17 protein-coding genes are annotated in these 18,778 nt (G+C 70.0%); 11 read left to right on the forward strand and 6 right to left on the reverse strand.

Annotated features, from left to right (window positions below; all coding sequences use genetic code 11):
• Positions 1 to 252: 252 nt before the first annotated feature.
• On the reverse strand, positions 253 to 717 hold the full coding sequence (locus HNQ61_RS16650; RefSeq protein ID WP_205761226.1) for an arginine repressor: 465 nt from the start codon (positions 715 to 717) through the stop codon (positions 253 to 255).
• Positions 718 to 846: 129 nt separating this feature from the next.
• Complete coding sequence (locus HNQ61_RS16655) at positions 847 to 1,752, reverse strand: hypothetical protein (RefSeq protein WP_170032495.1); 906 nt, start codon at positions 1,750 to 1,752, stop codon at positions 847 to 849.
• A gap of 391 nt (positions 1,753 to 2,143) precedes the next feature.
• Between HNQ61_RS16655 and HNQ61_RS28305 the strand changes: the two genes are divergently transcribed.
• From HNQ61_RS28305 to HNQ61_RS16670, 3 genes are all read left to right on the forward strand, one after another.
• Positions 2,144 to 3,889, forward strand: a complete 1,746-nt coding sequence (locus HNQ61_RS28305; RefSeq protein WP_205761228.1) for a lamin tail domain-containing protein — start codon at positions 2,144 to 2,146, stop codon at positions 3,887 to 3,889.
• Between the two features lie 169 nt (positions 3,890 to 4,058).
• Positions 4,059 to 5,681, forward strand: coding sequence for a tetratricopeptide repeat protein (locus tag HNQ61_RS16665; RefSeq protein ID WP_170032498.1), 1,623 nt, complete (start codon positions 4,059 to 4,061; stop codon positions 5,679 to 5,681).
• Between the two features lie 142 nt (positions 5,682 to 5,823).
• On the forward strand, positions 5,824 to 6,084 hold the full coding sequence (locus tag HNQ61_RS16670; protein ID WP_170032500.1) for a hypothetical protein: 261 nt from the start codon (positions 5,824 to 5,826) through the stop codon (positions 6,082 to 6,084).
• A gap of 132 nt (positions 6,085 to 6,216) precedes the next feature.
• On the opposite strand, the gene HNQ61_RS16675 is transcribed toward HNQ61_RS16670, so the two are convergent.
• The 3 genes from HNQ61_RS16675 to HNQ61_RS16685 form a co-directional block, all read right to left on the reverse strand.
• Positions 6,217 to 6,741, reverse strand: a complete 525-nt coding sequence (locus HNQ61_RS16675; RefSeq protein ID WP_170032502.1) for a metal-dependent hydrolase — start codon at positions 6,739 to 6,741, stop codon at positions 6,217 to 6,219.
• A 216-nt stretch (positions 6,742 to 6,957) separates the two neighbouring features.
• Positions 6,958 to 7,374: a hypothetical protein gene (locus HNQ61_RS16680; RefSeq protein ID WP_183685714.1), complete on the reverse strand. Its 417-nt coding sequence runs from the start codon at positions 7,372 to 7,374 to the stop codon at positions 6,958 to 6,960.
• Positions 7,375 to 7,394: 20 nt separating this feature from the next.
• Entirely contained in the window at positions 7,395 to 7,895 is a 501-nt protein-coding gene (locus tag HNQ61_RS16685; protein ID WP_170032506.1) for a hypothetical protein, read from the reverse strand.
• A gap of 188 nt (positions 7,896 to 8,083) precedes the next feature.
• On the opposite strand from HNQ61_RS16685, the gene HNQ61_RS16690 reads away from it, so the two are divergent.
• Positions 8,084 to 8,773, forward strand: coding sequence for a response regulator (locus HNQ61_RS16690; protein WP_170032508.1), 690 nt, complete (start codon positions 8,084 to 8,086; stop codon positions 8,771 to 8,773).
• Positions 8,757 to 10,427 carry a HAMP domain-containing sensor histidine kinase gene (locus tag HNQ61_RS16695; RefSeq protein ID WP_170032510.1) on the forward strand — a complete coding sequence of 557 codons (1,671 nt, stop codon included), beginning with the start codon at positions 8,757 to 8,759 and terminating at the stop codon, positions 10,425 to 10,427. Before HNQ61_RS16690 ends, HNQ61_RS16695 begins: the two co-directional genes overlap by 17 nt.
• A 184-nt stretch (positions 10,428 to 10,611) precedes the next feature.
• Here the strand turns inward: HNQ61_RS16695 and HNQ61_RS16700 are convergent, their stop codons facing one another.
• Positions 10,612 to 11,007 carry a hypothetical protein gene (locus HNQ61_RS16700; RefSeq protein ID WP_183685716.1) on the reverse strand — a complete coding sequence of 132 codons (396 nt, stop codon included), beginning with the start codon at positions 11,005 to 11,007 and terminating at the stop codon, positions 10,612 to 10,614.
• A gap of 265 nt (positions 11,008 to 11,272) precedes the next feature.
• Between HNQ61_RS16700 and HNQ61_RS16705 the strand changes: the two genes are divergently transcribed.
• The 6 genes from HNQ61_RS16705 (at position 11,273) to HNQ61_RS16730 (ending at position 18,728) form a co-directional block, all read left to right on the forward strand.
• A complete protein-coding gene (locus tag HNQ61_RS16705; RefSeq protein ID WP_170032514.1) occupies positions 11,273 to 11,800 on the forward strand; it encodes a Spy/CpxP family protein refolding chaperone in 528 nt (175 codons plus the stop codon).
• Between the two features lie 101 nt (positions 11,801 to 11,901).
• On the forward strand, positions 11,902 to 13,176 hold the full coding sequence (locus HNQ61_RS16710) for a serine hydrolase domain-containing protein (protein WP_170032516.1): 1,275 nt from the start codon (positions 11,902 to 11,904) through the stop codon (positions 13,174 to 13,176).
• 838 nt (positions 13,177 to 14,014) lie between these two features.
• The gene (locus tag HNQ61_RS16715) at positions 14,015 to 15,355 is read left to right on the forward strand and encodes an efflux RND transporter periplasmic adaptor subunit (RefSeq protein ID WP_170032518.1); all 1,341 of its coding nucleotides are present in this window, start codon (positions 14,015 to 14,017) and stop codon (positions 15,353 to 15,355) included.
• A 12-nt stretch (positions 15,356 to 15,367) separates the two neighbouring features.
• Positions 15,368 to 16,138 (forward strand): ABC transporter ATP-binding protein, encoded by a 771-nt coding sequence (locus HNQ61_RS16720; RefSeq protein ID WP_170032520.1) that lies wholly within the window; start codon positions 15,368 to 15,370, stop codon positions 16,136 to 16,138.
• The gene (locus HNQ61_RS16725) at positions 16,135 to 17,349 is read left to right on the forward strand and encodes an ABC transporter permease (RefSeq protein ID WP_170032522.1); all 1,215 of its coding nucleotides are present in this window, start codon (positions 16,135 to 16,137) and stop codon (positions 17,347 to 17,349) included. The genes HNQ61_RS16720 and HNQ61_RS16725 overlap by 4 nt, the downstream gene beginning before the upstream one ends.
• 35 nt (positions 17,350 to 17,384) lie before the next feature.
• A complete protein-coding gene (locus tag HNQ61_RS16730) occupies positions 17,385 to 18,728 on the forward strand; it encodes a TolC family protein (RefSeq protein ID WP_183685718.1) in 1,344 nt (447 codons plus the stop codon).
• Positions 18,729 to 18,778 lie beyond the last annotated feature (50 nt).

An 18,778-nucleotide genomic window follows, 5' to 3' on the forward strand; every position in this document is an offset into this window, starting at 1 on the left:
ATGCACAATCCGGGTGGGCGTCAACCCGTTTGCCTGTAACAGTCTCTGCAAGTCGCTCCAGGAGTGTGACTTCGGGCGGATGCCGCGCCGCGGAGGGCGTTACGGACCATCTCACGCAGAGCAGCAGAGCAGCAGAGAAAAGACACGGAAACGGGAAAAAGGCAGGAGAAAGATCGAGTCTTTCTCCTGCCTTTTTCTCTTCTCTGCGCCTCTGCTGCTCTGCGTGAGGCGCTTCTTTTCCGTGGATGATCGTCAGCCGCTGTCCGTTCGCCGGTCGGCGATGGCTTCGATGCGGGATACGATGACGTCGCGGTGGTCGGGGCTGCGCAGCACGATCAGGATGGTGTCGTCCCCGCCGATGGTGCCCACGATCTCCGACCACCCCTCCGCGTCAATCGCCACGGCGATGGGCTGCGCGCCGCCCACGAGCGTCTTGAGGACGAGCAGGTTGCCCACGCCGTCCGCGCCCACGTACAGCGCGGGGAGCAGGCGGCTGAGGGTGGGACCCACGTCCGGGCCGCCCGCGGGGACCACGTATCCGCTGCCCCCGTGCTCGTCCGGCGTCTTTACCAGCCCCAGGTTGCGGATGTCGCGCGAAAGGGTGGCCTGCGCCACCTCGATGCCCCGCGCGGCCAGCAGTTCGCGCAGTGCCTCCTGTGACGGAACACGATGGGTGCGGACGATTTCCAGAATGGCCGCATGCCGCGGAAGCTTCACGGATGATGGGGGCAAGGGGATGAATGGCGTTCACTGGCCGAAGATACATGCCGGGCACACCGCGTTCCACTCCGCGGGAGCGAGACGCGATCGGGCGATGAAACGGCGCGTTTGGCTGACCGACTCCGCTCAGGCCCAGTGTGCCGCGTCGGATGGCTCGGGCGTGGCGGGAAGCGCGAGGACGGAGGGAACGCGGAACGTGGGGGGCGAGAGCGCCGCGATCTCCGCCGCCGCCGCGGCGCCCCGCCCGTCCGAAAGGCCGGCGCAGAATCCGTGGGCGTCGCGCAGCGCGGCGAACCAGAGCAGCGGGCGCGGGCCGTCCACGCGCTCCAGAAACTCCGACGCGGTGCGGATGAACGCCGCCTCGTCCCCGGCGTGCAGCGCGGTGCGCATTTGCAGCCACCGGCGGCAGTAAACGAACGGATCTTCTTCCGTTTCCGGCCACGCCAAGTGCGGCGCGAGCAGTTCCACCGCGGGGCCGCCCATATCCGGCTCGCGGGCCAGCAGCAGCGCCAGTTCGGTGACGATCTCGTTGAGCGAAAGGGCGCGCAGGCGCGGAATCAGCGGCGGCGCCGGCCTGCCGAGCTGCGCCAGCGGCCACGCATCCGCATCGCCCTCCAGGTAGTTCCACAGCGCGGCGGCCGTCCGCAGTGCGCCCTCGGCATCCACTCCGGAAGCGACACGGGCGCGCAGGTGGATGTGCGACAGGTGCACCCGCCGCCCCTCCGCGTTGGGAAATCCGTGCTCCTCGCTGACCCGGTTGGCGACATCGAGCGCGACATCCAGTTCCCGGAGCGCCGCGTCCCACTGGCCGTGGCAGTACGCCAGATACGCCTCGCCCGCGTGGTGCATCGTCTCCGCCAGCATGCGCCCGCGCGGCGAAAGCTCCGCCGCCGCCAGCGCCTCGCGGGCCTGCACCAGCCACTCGCCCGCGGCGTCCAGGTCGCGCGCTCGGGCGTGCCGCAGCGCCGTTTCGCGCGTGTACGACACGGCCCGCAGCCCGGCGGAATCCTCCGCGCCCAGCCACGCGATCACCGCCTGCTCCGCTGGGAAGCCCCGCCGTCGTGTCCTGGACGAGCGTGCCGCCGCGCAGATACTCCGCCCCGCGCCGCACGGCATCCACCAGGCCGTCCAGCGCCACGCATTCTGTTGTCGTGTCCATTGGCGGTGTGGATTGCGTGCGGAGGGGGAAGTTGATGCTACCAGGAGGAAAGCGGCGAGCGGACAAGAGTAAGCGCAAAAGGAAAGTGATTCAAGCGATGGGTGTCGCGGTGATCTGAACGGGGATGAGAGGATGCTGGCCGGCATCCAGCCCACGCATTACCTTAGGCGACCATTCCTGACACACTGCTGGCCGCCGGCTCCCGCCTCAGCGGGCCGCGGCTGCACGACACTTCCCATCCCCCTGCCCCGCAAGAGGTTGCGCATGCGCCTGTCCCATTCGCCCCGTGCCCTGCTGCTCCTTACCGGCCTGCTCGGCGCGCCGCTGGCCGCGTGCGATACGCCGTCCGGTGTGCCGCGCGCCGTTCCCGCGGACGGAGCCGCGCGCGTCGTCATTCCCGCCAAGGGTACGGCGTCCACGCTGGACGTGGGAAGCTGGAACATCGAGTGGTTCGGCGACGCGTCCAACGGGCCCGCGAACGAAACGCTGCAGCTGAGCAACGCCAGAGACGTCATCGGCGGCGCGGACCTGGACATCTGGGGCGTGGCGGAAATCGTGAGCCAGACGCAGTTCAACACGCTCGAGTCGCAGCTTTCCGGCTACAGCGGCGTGCTGGCGAGCGAGTCGACCGTCACCAACGGCTCCACCTATTACGCCGCGAGCGAGCAGAAGGTGGGCATCCTGTACCGCAGCTCCATTGCGACGCTGCTGGGCGCAAAGGTGATTCTGACCGCCAACGACGCGGACTTCGCCGGCCGCCCCCCGCTGGAGGCCCGCCTGCGCGTGACGCTGAACGGCGCCACGGAAGACATCGTCGTCATCGTGCTGCACATGAAGGCATTCGACGACCTTGCGGGATGGACTCGCCGGCAGGCCGCGGGCACGGCGCTCAAGAGCTACATCGACACCACCTGGCCCACGCAGAAGGTGATTGTCGTGGGCGACTGGAATGACGACGTGGACACCTCCATCACCTCCGGGCAGGCGTCGCCGTACCAGAACTTCGTGAGCGACGCGGCGGACTACCTGTTCCCCACGCGCGCCCTCTCGCTGGCGGGAATCGCGTCGACGACCGGCTATTCCGACATGATCGACCACCACCTCGTCACCAACGACCTGAGTGCCACCTATGTCGCGAATTCCGCGCAGGTGTACCGGGTGGATTCATACATTTCCAGCTACGCGTCGACCACCAGCGACCACTATCCCGTCCTCAGCCGCTACACCTTTGGCAGCGGCGGCGGATCGACGGCGGGCGTGACCGTCACCGCGCCCAACGGAGGGGAAAGCTGGGCGGCCGGAAGCGCGCGCTCCATCACCTGGACCTCCACCGGCGTCACGAACCTCAAGCTGGAGTACACGCTGAACGGCTCCACGTGGAGCGTCATCACCGCGAGCACGCCCGCGTCGGCCGGCAGCTACGCGTGGACGGTTCCCTCCACGACGTCCACGACGGCAAAGGTGCGCGTGACGGACGCCTCCGTGTCCACGCGGACGGATGCAAGCGATGGCGTGTTCAGCATCACCGCGTCGTCCACGCCGGCGAGCGTGACGGTGAACGAGATCATGGCCAACGAGCCGGGAAGCACTACGGCGGCGGAGTACGTGGAGATCGTGAACCTGGGCGGAACCAGCGCCTCCATCGGAGGATGGACGCTCAGCGACGCGGCGGGCGTGAAGCACACCTTTGCCGCCGGCACCACGCTCGCCGCGGGGAAGGCGATCGTCGTCTTCGGCGGGGCGGCGGGGATTCCCGTGGGGCTGGCCAACGCGGTTTCCGCCTCCACCGGTACGCTCGCGCTGGGCAACAGCGGCGATTCCGTGATCCTCAAGGACGGCTCGGGCGTGGTCAAATTCACCTACGCGTATCCCTCGTCCCTGGCGGGAACCGATGGCGTGTCGATGAACCGCAGCCCGGACGCCAGCGCCACCGGAAGCTGGGTGCTGCACACCGCGCTCGGCTCTCTCTCGTCATCCCCCGGCGTGCGCGCGAACGGCGTCGCCTTCTGAGTGATCGATGCCAGGCCCCGGGTCCCCGCGGACCCGGGGCTTTCGCGTGCCATCCCGCGCCGGATGTGGTGCCGGCGACGATCCTCGTCCAAAGGGATTGGACCACGCCACGGATCGCGTGTAGATTCAACGGCTTCGCGCGTTTCTCCCTCCCCTTCCCGCCGGACCGATGCGCCGCAACGCCCTGCTTCTGACCGCCCTGCTCGCCGTCCCCGCCGCGCTGCCCGCGCAGCACGAGGGCGGACACGGCGCCGCGCCCGCGGCTCCGCCGGTGGCGGATTCCACGATCACGCTCCATCGAGAGGCGCTGGGCACCTTTCACTGGCCCGTGCGCACGGTGTCGCAAGAGGCGCAGGCGTACTTCGATCAGGGGACGCGGCTGATGTTCGCCTTTGCCCCGGACGATGCGTATCGCTCGTTCGCCCAGGCGCGCCGGCTGGATCCCGCGTGCGCCATGTGCTGGTGGGGCGAGGCGTGGTCGCTGGCGCCGTACCTGAACGGCCCCATGGACGCGGAAGACGCGCCTGCCGCCTTTGCCGCCGCCGCCCGTGCACGCGCACTGGCCGCGGAAAGCGGCTCGCCGGCCGAGCGCGCGCTGACGGAGGCGATGGCGGTGCGCTTTGCGCCGGAGCACCCCGCCGGCGGCCGCGCACGGCTGGACTCCGCGTACGCCAAGGCGATGGAGGACGTGCATGCACGCTTCGCGAATGACGCGCAGATGGCCACGATGTACGCCGAAGCGCTGATGCTGCTTGAGCCTCGCCGCGGCATCTGGAGCCTGGAAAAGCCGTCCGTCACCCGCATTCTGGACGTGCTCCAGGGCGTGCTGGCGGCGGACCTGGGCCACCCCGGCGCCTGCCACCTCTTCATCCACGCGACGGAAACCACGCCGCGCGTGGGCGAGGCCGAGGCGTGTGGCGAGCTGCTCTCCGCCTCCATGCCGCGGGCGAGCCACATCAACCACATGCCGTCACACACGTTCAACCGCGTGGGCCGCTGGGGCGACGCGGTGACGGTGAACCAGCTTGCGGTCCGCTCGGATTCCGCCGCGCGCACGGGGGACGGAATCTCCGTCTACGCCGCCCACAACCAGATGATGCTGGCGTACGCCGCCGCGGTGGATGGGCAGTCTGCGGTCGCGCGGCTGGCGTCAAACGGATTCGCGGAACTCGTTCCGGAGGGCGACGGTGCGTCGCTCCAGGCGCTGATGGCCGTGCGATTCGGGCGCTGGGACGACGCGCTGGCGCTCACCGCCGCGCCCACGCACCCGGTGCACCGCGGCCTGTGGGCGTTCGGGCGCGGCTACGCGCACCTTCGCGGTGGGCGCGCGGACAGTGCCGCCCTCTACCTTGCGCGGGTGGACTCGCTGGCCACGAACACGCCGCAGACCATGGTGGTGCGCCAGCATACGCCCGCGCGCCTGCTGGGCGTGGTGAGCAACATCCTGCGCGGGGAGATGGAGCGCTCCGCCGGACGCGCAGACGAGGCGATCACCGCCTTTCGCGCCGCGGTCGCGCTGGAAGACCAGCTGGTGTACGACGAGCCGGAACCGCTCCCCTTTGCCGCCCGCGACTGGCTGGGCGCGGCGCTTCTGGATGCGGGGCAGGCGGATGAGGCCGCGCGCGTCTACACGGACGCAGTGGCGGACCGCCCCGGGAACGGATGGAGCCTGTGGGGGCTGGAACGTGCACTTCGCGCCGCGGGCCGCACGGAAGAGGCGGACGCTGCCCGCGCCCGCTTCGCCTCCGTGTGGACCCGCGCGGACCTGCAGCTCTCCGCGACGCGCTTTTGACGGGATCCGTACGGCGCGGCGCGGGACACGAGGGATTGATCGCGGACGCGGCGCGTTGCCCCGCGGCCGGTGGGGCGATTAGTTTGGCGCACCGCGGGTGTAAACAGAAGTCGTCGGCGAACTGGCCGGGAGAGGAACACGGATGGATCAGGAGCAGAGGGCGGAGGTCGAGCGGCACCTGCACGCGGCCCGCAAGATCATGCTGGACACGATGAAGACCTTTCGGGAAGAAAAGATCAACCCGGCCGCGGTGGCGCAGGTGCTGGGTGAATCCGCCGTGCAGCTGATGATCCGCAACTACGGGCCGGATTCTGCCCGCGTGTACACCAAGAGCCTGACGGAAGAAGCCCTCCGCCTGGCGCACCACTACCGCACGCAGGCGGCCCCGGCCGAGCCGGAGTAACGCTCGTCTGACGGAAACTGAACGGGTCCCGGCACCATGCCGGGACCCGTTTTCTGTTCCGTCGATGGCGGATTCCGAAACTCGGCGGCGGCGAACCCCCAGGGCCTCTCCACCGTTTGAGGGCCTGTTCGCTCAGGACGGCGCGAACCCGGCCGTGCGCCGATTCCTCGCCCGCAGCCAGACCACCAGCGCGGCGATGGTGATGAGGATCTCCAGGCCGAACGTCCAGTGCAGCACGAAGTTGTAGATCCAGGCGCCGTGCGCGGCGGGCGGATGGCTAAGCGCGAATTCGTGCTGGGAGAACGGCCACGCCCACCGGATTCCGCCTGCCGTAGTATCCAGAATCAGGTGGATCATCACGTTCGCCGCCACCACCGCGCCCGCGATCCACGCCTCCCGGCGTGCCCGGATGAGCATCAGGACCAGAGCGCCGAGCGCGAACACGGCGATCCACGCAAGCGGAATGTGCGTCAGATAGGCGTGGTGCACCTGCCGCCGGTGATCCACGAAGTGCCACCAGAACAGATCCAGATCCGGCAGCACGCTTGCCGCCACACCGAGCAGCAGAATCCGCATCTGCGCACCGTCCGGCACGGCGAAGCGGCGCAGCAGCCCGCGCGTGGTCAGGTATCCCGCGGGGATGTGGGCGATCAGCATCGGGCCTGAGGATGTGGCGGGAAGGAATGCCGGGCTTTCAGCGAGGCCCGGCTGGGGCGACTGAAGTCGCGGCAACAACGGCGCGAAGTCCGCCTGCGCGGACTGTGGCGAAAGATGGGGTGTGTTTCGACAGGTCTCGCGCCGGCGCGCCCTCGCTGACGTCGGTGGCGGATTCGGTGTGCGCCGCTTACGCCGAAGTCCGTGGAGCGGGTGGCGTCATTGGAGTGGACCGCGCCACGCATCGCGGCTGGTGCGGCGATACGTGCCCGCGGCTGCCACCCCCGCGGGCATGCCGCAGTCCTGTGCGGAACCGGCCTGCGAAACGACGGCCCGCGAACCGCGGAAGCGGATGCGGATCTCGCACGCGTGTCCGAAAGCGGCTGTCGTGTACACGGCCTCGCCGTCGTCCAAAGCGGCGGTCCCCGTCACCGTCCCCTGCGAACCCCACGCGCCCGCCGCCGTGCACTGCAGCACCAGATCCGCCACCTTTGCCTCCGCGCGTGCGCCCAGCACGCATCCGGCGCCGCCGGTCTGGTCCAGCATGTACGTTCCCGTCACGTCATCGCCCGTACCGCCGCACGCCGCGCAGACAAGGGCGGCGGCGATCACCGCGACACGCAGCCGTGTCATCATCCGATAGCCCATCGCGCGGATCAGTAGCGGCAGCGGAACGGATTTTCATCGGGATTGGCGTTGCTCAGCTCCACCTGCACGGAATCGCCGCCCTCCACCTCTACCTCTTCCAGCCACGCCCAGCGGTCCTCGCCCACCACCGTGTCGGCCCACACGCGGTAGCGCCCGGCGGGCACGCTGTCCATGACAAAGCGCGCCTGCGCATCCGTGCGCACCGTCTGCTTTCTCCGCGCGCCCAGGATGCGGGCGCGCTCCGCCCAGGCCCGCGCGACCTCCTCTGCCGTGGGCGGCGCGGCGGCGGCTCCCTTGAACGGACACGCGCGCGACAGCAGCGTATCCAGCTCTGTCTTTTCCATGTCCTGCACCAGGTGCACGGGCAGGTTCGCCAGGCTCACGTCGTTGCCCGCGCTCTGCGCCACGAACGCCGTTCCCGTCACGCGCCCGGGCTGTGGCGATCCGCACGCGGTGGCGGAAAGCAGCAGAATCGCGGCGGCGGAACGGGCGGCCATGCTGTTCATCATCAGTTCATGTACGGCTGGGTAGATTGGCGGGCTGCACGGTTCAGCTTCGCGCCCGTTCCCGCCGCGCGCAAGTGACGGACGCGTCGCAAAGCGGACCGGCGGACCATCGATTTCGGACACGGGCGCGAGTGGTGTCACCCTTGCGAGTCCGTCGTCATCCACGATCCCCACACTCTGATTCGCGGCCGATGCGCATTCTGCTGGTGGAAGACGAGGCCCGCCTGGCGAGCGCGGTAGAGCGCTACCTGCGCGAAAGCGCGTTTGCGGTGGACGTGGCCGGAACCGGCAAGGACGCCATCTTTCTGGCCAACGTCAATCCGTACGACGCCATCGTGCTGGACATCGGCATCCCCGAGCCGGACGGATTCGAGGTCCTGCGCCGCCTTCGCGAGCGGGGGAACGCTGCCCGCGTGCTGATTCTGACCGCGCGCGACGGGGTGGAAGACCGCATCCACGGGCTGGAGCTGGGGGCCGACGACTATCTCGTCAAACCCTTTGCCCTGGGCGAGTTGCGCGCCCGCCTGCGCGCCCTGCTGCGCCGCGGCGAGAGTCTGACGCCGGATGTGCTGCGGGTGGCGGATCTGGAACTGGATGGCAATGCGCAGAAGGCCGTCCGCGGCGGGCGCGCCATCCCGCTGACCGCAAAGGAATACGCGCTGCTGGAGTACCTGGTCCGCAACGAGGGCAAAGTCGTAGGCCGCGCGGAGATCAGCGACAAGGTGTGGGACGAGCGGTACGATCCGGCGTCCAACCTGATCGAGGTCTACATCAACCGTCTGCGGCGCAAAGTGGATGCGGAGGGCGCGCCGCCGCTGATCCACACGCGGCGCGGCGCGGGCTATGTGCTTTCGCAGGAGGCAGATGGCGATCCGGGTTGATTCCATCCGGCTGCGGCTGACCCTGTGGTACGCGGCCATTCTCGCCATCGCGCTCGTCGCCATGGCGGTCGCCACCTACACCCTGCTGGACCGCCTGGCCACCGCGCGCGCCACGGCGTCGCTGATCGAGACGGGCGGCGCCGTGCTGGCCACCGGCGGCCGCGGCGAGCGCGGGCTGGAAAACGCCGTCCGCCGCTTTCGCGCGCCGGACCGGCGCGTGGTGCTGTACGCGCCGGACGGACGCGTGCTGGCGGCGTCGGACCCGCCGCCGTTCGGGCCGCCGGTGGCGGAAGAGGTGTTCGCCGCCGTACCGCCGCTCCGTGACGTTCCCGTCAGCCGGCGCCCGTCGCAGCCGGCCGGCGCGGACGCGCGCCCCCGTTCCCCGCGGCCGGATTCGGCCGAATTCACCCGAATGGACACGGCTATCCGCCGCGCGGGTCGGAGCCGCTACGACACCCTTTTCGCACGGGAAGACACGGGGCCGCGCGTGGCGGGAAGCGGAAGGGACGGCCCGAGCTCAGACGCCGGGCGGGGCCCCTCGGAACGGGCGGACCGCGGACCATCTCCGGACGACCGCCCCCGCGTTGCCGGTCCCGCGAGCCGCGTCATGCGGCTGCGGCCGGGCGACTCGCCGGTGCGCGTGGGCGCGCGGCCCCTGCGGCGCGGCGACGGCTCCGTGCTGGCGGTCATTGCGTCCACTCGGCAGGAGCAGCTGCTGCGGGAGCAGGCCCGTCTTGCGCTCGCGCTGGCGGTTGGGGTGACGCTGCTGATCGCCGTGGTTCCCGGCTCGCTGCTGGTGCGCCGCAGCCTGGCCCCCATTGGCGACATGACGCGGCAGGCGGCCCGCATTGGCGCGGAGCGGCTGGGCGAGCGCCTGCCCACCGGCAATCCGCGCGACGAACTGGGCGCGCTGGCCCGCGTGCTGAACGATCTGCTTGACCGCCTGCAGGCGGCTTTTGCGCAGCAGCGCCGCTTCATGGCTGAGGCCGCGCACGAGCTGCGAACCCCCGTGGCCGTGGTGCGCGCGGAGACGGAACTGGCGCTCAGCGGCGAGCGGCCCGCGGCAGAGTATCGCGAGGCGCTGGGCGTGGTGTGGAGCGAATCGGAGCGTCTGGGGCGGATTGTGGATGATCTGCTCACCCTCTCCCGCGCGGAGGCCGGCGAGTATCCGCTGCGCGCCGGACACGCCGACTTGGCCGAGGTGGTGGCGGATGTGGTGCGTGCCCACCGCGCGCTTGCCGCCACCCGCGACGTAACGCTGGTCGCGGACACAGCGGATGAACTGCCGCTGAACGGCGACGAGGTCCTGCTTTCGCGCATGCTGCGCAATCTGGTGGAGAACGCGGTCAAGCACGGCCGCATCGGCGATCAGGTGCGGGTGGAAGCGCGGCGTGACGGCGACGTCTACGTACTGCGCGTGGCGGATACGGGACCGGGCATCTCCGACGCGGCGCGCGAGCGGGTGTGGGAGCCATTCTTTCGCGGCGCAGGCGCGCGGGCGGCAGGCGCGGAGGGCGGCGCCGGTCTGGGGCTGCCCATCGCACGGTGGATCGCGGAGGCGCACGGCGGCGTTCTGGATCTGGCGGAAACCGGTCCGCACGGCACCGTCTTCGAAGCCCGCATCCCGGTGCAGACGCCGCTCCCCGTGGCGTGATCCGATCAGGTAGGGACCGAAGTCCATCGATGGAATAGAACGTTCGGTTTTCGACGCACCCGCAAAAGCTCTGTTCGGCGGATGAGATTGTGGTGGATCGCGAGCATCCCTGAGCGGATGAATCCGCCGCTCAAACATCGCGAAGCCCCGACTCGCGGCCGCTGCCCCGTCGACGATCGCGGCTTCAACTGCGATCCCGGAGTTCTCTCCATCTCATCAATGATGCTCCGACGGCTTCGCGCGGCAGATCGCCGAACCAGCGCCGCCACTCCTCGTCGGTCAGCCTCACACCGTTCGCAATCTCATTCATCGCGTTGCTGATCAGCAGCGCGTCATCTCCCTCATCATCCATGTCGTCGGCCGCGGGCCAGCGCTCGAGCAGAGCGGGCAGGCGCCCTCGTTCCACACCCGTGCGTGTCTGGAAATCGAACTCGTCCAGGAACGGGCCCTCGTAAATCGCGCGGAGGCAGCGGAACGCGACATCCTGATCCGCGCTGCTGAGTTGCGTGAGATACATGCACGGACGCTGACGTGAATGGTTGAAGGCGGAGCCAGGGCCGGAGTCGAGCCGAACGTCCACCGGTGACGGAATACGGCAGCCAGAGGACGCCGTCAGACGGGCCGCGAATGCTCATCTACGGCATCGGCCGTCATCAGCAGAATCAGTGCGAGACACGCTTCCCCACGACTTAATCTTTCCCTCATCCTCATGTTAATCCTGCAGTTAGCTACCCGCCGCTAGGTTGATTGCGTGACTGGCGCCGGACGGCTTCTGCCGCCCGCGGCCACTCCGGAGGAGGGGCCTCAACGCCCTTCTCCACAACCCAGAGAAGAGAGACACAACCATGCGTCGCAATCATCTGATGGGCTTTGCCTTTGCGCTGGCCGCCGCCACCTCGGCGCAGGCTGCCTCCGCGCAGACGGCCCAGCCCCAGCAGCAGCACGACGGCCGCGGGCACCAGCAGGGCGACCGCGCCGAACGCCGCGGGCCGGGACAGCGCCTGTTTCAGGGCATCACCCTGACGGCGCAGCAGCAGGAGCAGGTGCGCGCCATCATGGCCGAGGGCCGGCCGGCGCGCGGTGAGCGCCCCGCCCGGGGCGCCCAGGCCGACGGTCAGCGCGGCGAGCAGAGGCAGCGCGGAGAGCGCCGCCAGCTTACCGAGCAGGAGCGCCAGCAGTTCGAGGCACGCCGTGCCGAAATGCAGCAGCGCCGCACGCAGAGCCTGCAGCGCATCCGCGGCATCCTGACCGCCGACCAGCGCGCACAGTTCGACCGCAACGTGGCGGAAATGGAAGCCCAGCGTGGCCAGCGTGGTGAGCGCGGCGCCCGCGGGCAGAAGGGCCAGCGTCAGGGCGGCGCCTCGCGGTCCTGATCGGGAATGAGCAACGCGCGCTCCGGCGCGCGTTCCACTCCAGCGGCGGGCGGTCTTCACGGGGAGGGCCGCCCGTCCGCGCGAAATGAAAGGGAGAGCGGATGAACACCATCCTCCGTACGATCCAGAGCCGCTGGCGCACCGCCGCGGGAGTGGCCGTCGCCGGCATCGCCCCGGTGATCCTGGCAATGGCGAAGACGCCACCCGCCTCGGCGGTGGCCGCGGCGCCGCTGGTAGCCGTGCACGCACCGGTTGCCGCCACCGCCGCGACGCTCAAGCCGCGCCCCGCCGCCAAGCCGCTGGCCCGCGCGCCGCTAACCCGCGCCGTGGACGCCGTGCGCGCCGAAGTGAAGCGTGGTGCGTTTCCCGGCGCGGCGCTCGCCGCCGGACGCGGAGCGACGACGTCGCTCATCGAGGGTGTGGGGACGACGACGTGGAAGGGCGCCACGGTGGATCCGGAGCGCACCGTCTACGATCTGGCGTCGCTCACCAAGGTGGTGGCCACGACCACGGCGGCCATGCTGCTGTACGAGGATGGGCGTCTGGACCTGGACGCGCCCGTGTCGCGCTATCTCCCGGAGTTTTCGGGCGGCAACAAGGATGACGTGACGATCCGCGACCTGCTGACGCACACTTCCGGACTCCCGGCGGGCACGGGCGTTCGCGGCAGCACGGCGGATGAAAAGCTGGCGTCGCTCATTCGCACGCCCCTGCGCCGCGCGCCGGAGACGCGGGTGGAGTACAGCGACGTGGGATTCGTGACGCTGTTCGCCGCGCTGGAAAAGGCGGCGGGCGAGCCGGTGGAGCAGATGCTGGAGCGCCGTGTCTATGGCCCGCTGGGGATGGCCAGCACCGGCTACGCGCCGGGCGCCGACTGCGCGCGCTGCGCCCCCTCCTGGCAGACGGCGGACGGCACGCCCGTCCGCGGCAAGGTGCACGATCCCACGGCGCGCGCGCTGGGCGGGGTGGCGGGAAACGCGGGATTGTTTTCCACGGTGGCTGACCTGTCGCGCTTCGCGGCAATGCTGGCCGGCGGCGGCGAACTGGAAGGTGTCCGCGTGCTGAAGCCGGAGACCATCGACACCTTTTCCCGCCGCCAGCCGGGCGCGGACAACCGTGCACTGGGATGGGAGACGCCCAACGCCGATGGTACGGGCGCGGCGGGAAAGAGCATGAGCCCGCGCGCGTTCGGGCACACGGGGTTCACGGGAACGTCGCTGTGGGTGGATCCGGAGCACGGCACCTGGGCGGTGCTGCTGGCCAACCGCACCTTTGACGCGCACGCCAGCAACCGCATTCAGAAGCTGCGCCGCACCGTGCACGCCTACGTTACCGAATCCGCCGAAGAAGCGCCGGATTCGCTGCTGGCCGACTGACGGAACAACGCGATCAGGATGAACGGCGACAGGCGCCCGGCGTGGGAATCACGCCGGGCGCCTTTTCGTCTCGTGTGGATGATCGGACGCGGCGGATTCGGTGTGGGCCGGAGCTTGGGCGCGGCCGCCAGCTGGGGCCCTCACCCCGCGTGCTGCGCACGACGACCCTCTCCCACGAACGGATGTGGGAGAGGGAGCACACCCCAGAATGGTGTTCTTTGGATGGTGCTGTGCCGGCGGACGGCTGGGAGGCCCCTCCCCCGGCCCCTCCCCGTGCAAACTGCCGCACGGAGAGGGGAGAACTGCAACTCCGCGTGAAGCAGCTGTTTGACGCGCGTTCGGAGAGGGCCCCCTCCCCCCAACCCCCTCCACCCGCTCCGCGGGAGAGGGGGAGCCGTTCGGCGCGGGGACGGGTTCGGCTAGCGGCGCGGTCTGCCGGGGTGTTGTTCCCCGATGCAGTTGAAGCCCCGAACCGGACGCGCCAGCGGCCGGTGTCGGGGGTTCCCGCAGTTTGAGCGGCGGATTCATTCGCTCAACCCACTTCGGCTCACGCGACGCTCCGCTTCCCGCACCGCACCCTCCGCCCGCCCCGACAACCCTCCCCCAGTCTTTTTTGGGGGAGGGTGGGCCGGTGGTGCCGGCCCGGGTGGGGGCCGCCCGCGAACTCCGCCACCCGCGCCCAAACCTCCACCCTGCAACGCCTTCCAATTCTCCCGCGCCCCGCGATCAGCGGATCGCCCTCCACCTCCCGCCCGTTCATCGTGGGTTTAGGTACGCGGAATATCTTTCATGCACCGTCGCGCCGGAGGCCGCCAAAAGCGACCCGGCAGGCGACCAGATGATCGAAATCAGCCAGCCCCGCGAGGGGGAGGACACGTCGATGAACCGCAAGATCAGAAACGCAGCCGCGATCGCGGCGACCGTGGCGGGAGCCGGAGGACTCTGGTTCTTTCAGCAGGCGGACGCCAGCGAAACGCCGGCCTACCGCCTCGCCGCCGTGGAACGCGGCGACGTGCGATCCACCGTTTCCGCCACCGGCGCGCTCAGCGCCGTGACGACCGTGCAGGTGGGCACCCAGGCATCCGGCAAGGTCACCGAGATCCTGGTCGACTACAACGACCGCGTCCGCAAGGGACAGCTTCTGGCCCGCATCGACCCCACCCTGCAGGAGCAGGCCGTGGCCGAAGCGCAGGCCGGACTGGCCCGCTCGCAGGCGCAGTACGAGCAGGCCAGCCAGGAAGTAGAGCGCAACAAGCCGCTCTACGACGCGCGCATCGTCACCGCGACGGAGTTCGGCGCGCTGCAGTCCGCCTACTCGGTGGCGCGCGCCAACGTGCGCAGCGCCCAGGTGGCGCTGGACCGCGCGCGGCAGAACCTGTCGTATACCGCCATCTACGCTCCCATCGACGGCGTCGTCGTGGAGCGCAACGTGGACGTGGGCCAGACGGTTGCCGCCAGCCTGAGCGCGCCGCAGCTCTTCCTGATCGCCAACGACCTGAGCGAGATGCAGATCCTGGCCGCCGTCGATGAAAGCGACATCGGGCAGATTCACGACGGCCAGCCGGTGAGCTTCACCGTGCAGTCGTTCGGCGAGCGGACGTTCAGCGGCACCGTGCGGCAGGTTCGCCTGCAGAGCACCACGACGGAAAACGTGGTCAGCTACACCGCCGTCGTCTCGGTGGACAACGCGGACGGCTCGCTCCTGCCCGGAATGACGGCGACGGTGGAATTCCAGACGGCGGCCGAGCAGAACGCGCTCACGGTCCCCAACGCCGCCCTCCGCTTCCGGCCATCTGCCGAGGAGTTGGAGAAGGCCGGCGTCACCATCCCCCGCGCAGACAGCGCCGCGGCCCGCTCCGGCGGCGCGGCGGCACGTTCCGCCGGCACGGGAGCACGCGCGGCGGGCGCGGGGCGGACGGCGGGCGCGGCTCGCGGCGGCGCCGGACGCGCGCTTTGGACGGTGGACGCGCAGGGCAAGCTGTCCCGCATCCGCGTGACGCCGGGTCTGTCCGACGGGCAGCGCACCGCGGTCAAGGGGGAGGGCATTCAGCCGGGAATGCAGGTGATCGTGGGCCAGGCGCAGACCGAATCCGCTTCGGGATCGTCATCGGCCAGCACCAATCCGCTGCAGCCGCAGCGCCCCGCCGGCATGCGCGGGCCCGGCGGCCCCGGCTTCTGAGAGAGGCGCATCATGTCATCGACAGAAAACAGGCCGGTCATCGAACTGGCCAACGTGCAGCGCGTGTACCGGACGGGAAAGACGGAAGTGGCCGCCCTGCGCGGCGTGGACCTGACCGTCATGCCGGGCGAGATGATCGCCATCATGGGCTCATCCGGCAGCGGCAAGAGCACGCTGATGAACACGCTGGGGTGCCTGGACGTGCCCACGGGCGGCAGCTACACGCTTGACGGCATCCGTGTGGAAAGCCTGGGCAGGGACAGCCTGGCGGACCTGCGCAACCAGAAGCTGGGCTTTGTCTTTCAGGGCTTCAACCTGCTCGCGCGGACGAGCGCGCTGGACAACGTGGAGCTGCCGCTGCTGTACGACCGCCGCGGCCGGTGGAAGGGCACCCGCGCCATGGCCGCCGCCGCGCTGGAGCGGGTCGGACTCGGCGGGCGGCTGGACCACGAGCCCAGCGAACTGAGCGGCGGCCAGCAGCAGCGCGTGGCCATCGCCCGTGCGCTGGTGACGCAGCCCACGCTGCTGCTGGCGGATGAACCGACGGGCAACCTGGACAGCCGCACCACGATCGAGATCATGGCGCTGTTCCAGGAATTGAATGACGAGGGCGTTACCATCGTCCTCGTGACGCACGAGCCGGAGGTAGCGCAGTACGCCCGGCGCGTGGTGGAAGTGCGCGACGGCCGCATTCTTCGCGATCATCCGGTTGATGACCGCCGGCGCGCCGCGGACGATCTGGCCGCGATGGACGCGGCCGCGGAGTACCGGGAGGCGGCATGAAGACGCGGCAACTGGTAAAGGTGGCCGGGCAGAGCATCGTCAAGAACAAGATGCGCACGCTCCTGACGATGCTGGGCATCGTCATCGGCGTGGGCGCGGTCATCATCATGGTTGCGGTCGGCAACGGCGCGCAGGAGCAGATCAAGAACAGCATCGGCAGCCTGGGGACCAACCTGTTGATCGTCATGCCGGGCTCGGCCACGGCGGGCGGCGCCAGCCAGGGCGCGGGCACGTTCAGCCGCTTGACGGTGGAAGACGCCGAAGCGCTCAAGCGCGACGCCACGCTGCTGGCCGGCGTGTCCCCCGTCGTCAGCACGCGCACGCAGGTCATCGGCGGCGAAGGCAACTGGCGCACGATGATCAACGGCGTGTCGACGGACTTCGCGGAGATCCGCGACTGGACGGTGAGCAGCGGCGAACTGTTCAGCGAATCGGACGTGCGCGGATCGCGGAAAGTGGCGGTCCTCGGCAAGACGGTCGCGGACAACCTGTTCCCCGGCACGGACCCGGTGGGCGAGCAGGTGCAGATCGGCCGCGTACCGTTTTCCGTCGTCGGCGTGCTGGCGGGCAAGGGGCAGAACGCGGGCGGGCAGGACCAGGACGATGTGATCCTCATGCCTTATACGACAGCGCGGACGCGGCTGAGCGGCAACGTGCGCATCGGGCAGATCGTGGCCAGCGCGGCCACGGCCGACGACATGGCCGCCGCGCAGGAGGAGCTGTCGACGCTGATGCGCGAGGCGCACCGCCTGGGCGACAACCCGGACGACTTCACCGTGCGCAACCAGACGGAGATCGCCGAAGCCGCGAGTTCCACCACCAAGGTGATGTCCTCGCTGCTGGCGGCAATCGCGAGCATCTCGCTGCTCGTCGGCGGGATCGGGATCATGAACATCATGCTGGTTTCCGTCACCGAGCGCACGCGGGAAATCGGCATCCGCATGGCCATCGGCGCCCGCGGCCGCGACGTGCTGACGCAGTTCCTGGTGGAGAGCGTGGCGATGAGCGTGGCGGGCGGGCTGATGGGGCTGGCGGTGGGCTTTGGCGGGGCGGCGCTGCTCGCCCGGCTCACGGGATGGACGACCTCCACGCCGCTGAGCGCGGTGCTGCTGGCGGTGGGCTTTTCCGCCGCGGTAGGGGTGTTCTTTGGATACTACCCGGCCCGCAAGGCCGCGGCGCTGAATCCCATCCAGGCGCTTCGCTACGAGTGAGTGCGCCGGGTAATCCGCAGATACAGGGGTTGATGATGAAGACGATTGGACGGACTTTGGCGATGGCGGCGCTGCTGGGCGCCGTGCCGGCCGCCGCACAGACCGCGGCGCCGCGCACCATCGGATACGGCGAAGCGCTTTTGCTGGCGCTGGAGCAGAGCGCGGGCGTGCGGCTGGCGCAGAACGCGGTTTCCGCGGATGCCGCCACCGTGCGGCAGAGCCGGCAGCAGTTTCTTCCCAGCCTGCAGTTGACCACCAGTGGCGCGCAGAGTCTGGGCGGCACCAGCGTGGACAACGGGTCCACGGGCGGCGTATTCGGCACCACGCAGTCGATGAACGCGGGAATCAGCAGCAGCTTGGTGCTGTTCGACGGCTCAGCGCGCAGCGCGCAGCTTCGCGCGGCGGAGCTGGGGCGGGACGCCAGCACGGCGGACCTCACGCGGGCGCGGCAGACGGCGGTGTTCACGGTGGCCAGCGGCTTCACCGCGCTGCAGAGCGCGCAGGAGCAGCTTCGCGTGCGGCGCGAGGATCTGGCCGCGCGCGAGGCGGAGCTGGCGCAGATCCAGGCGATGGTGAACGCGCGCACCCGGCCGGTGAGCGATCTGTACCAGCAGCAGGCGAGCGTGGCGGCGTCCCGCGCGCAGCTGGTGCAGGCGCAGCGCGACGTGGAGCTGGGCAAGACGGACTTGGTGCAGGCGCTGCAGCTGGATGCGCGCGGCGCGTACGAGTTCACCGTTGGCGACACGGACCGCATCGTTCCCGCGGCGAACCTGTCGCTGGATTCGCTGGTGAACCGGGCGCTGGCCAGCCGCGTGGACCTCGCTGCGCTCCAGCGGGAAGAGGCGGCCGCGCAGCAAGGCGTGCGCGCCGCCAAGGCGGGAACGCTGCCCACGGTTTCCGTCAGTGCGGGATACAACACGGCGTTCACCAGCGCCAACGACGCGGCGCTGTTCGACCAGTTGAACGACCGTCGCGGCGGATCGGTGTCCATCGGCGTGTCGCTGCCGCTGTTTGACCGCGGCGCCACCTCCGCCGCCACGCAGCGGGCGAACCTGGTGGTGGACAACGCGCGGATCGCGCTGGAAACCCAGCGCAACAACGTGGCGGTAGAGGTGCGGCGCGCGTACCTGGACCACCAGGCCGCCGGCGCGCAGCTGGAGGCCGCGCAGGCGCAGCTGGAAGCGGCGCAGCGGGCGCTGGACGCGTCGCGCGAGCGGTACCGCGTGGGCGCGGCGGCGCTGCTTGAGGTGACGCAGGCGCGGGCGCTGCAGGTGGAGGCGGCGAGCGCGGTGGTCACCGCCCGAAACGCCCTGCTGCTTCAGCGCACCGTGATCGCCTACTACGTGGGCGACCTCGCGCTTCCCGCCACGGCGGAGTAATCGCCGGGTGGGTGGATGGATGACGAACGGCCGGCCCTGGTTCAGGGCCG

The sequence above is a fragment of the Longimicrobium terrae genome (assembly GCF_014202995.1).
Lineage (GTDB): Bacteria > Gemmatimonadota > Gemmatimonadetes > Longimicrobiales > Longimicrobiaceae > Longimicrobium > Longimicrobium terrae.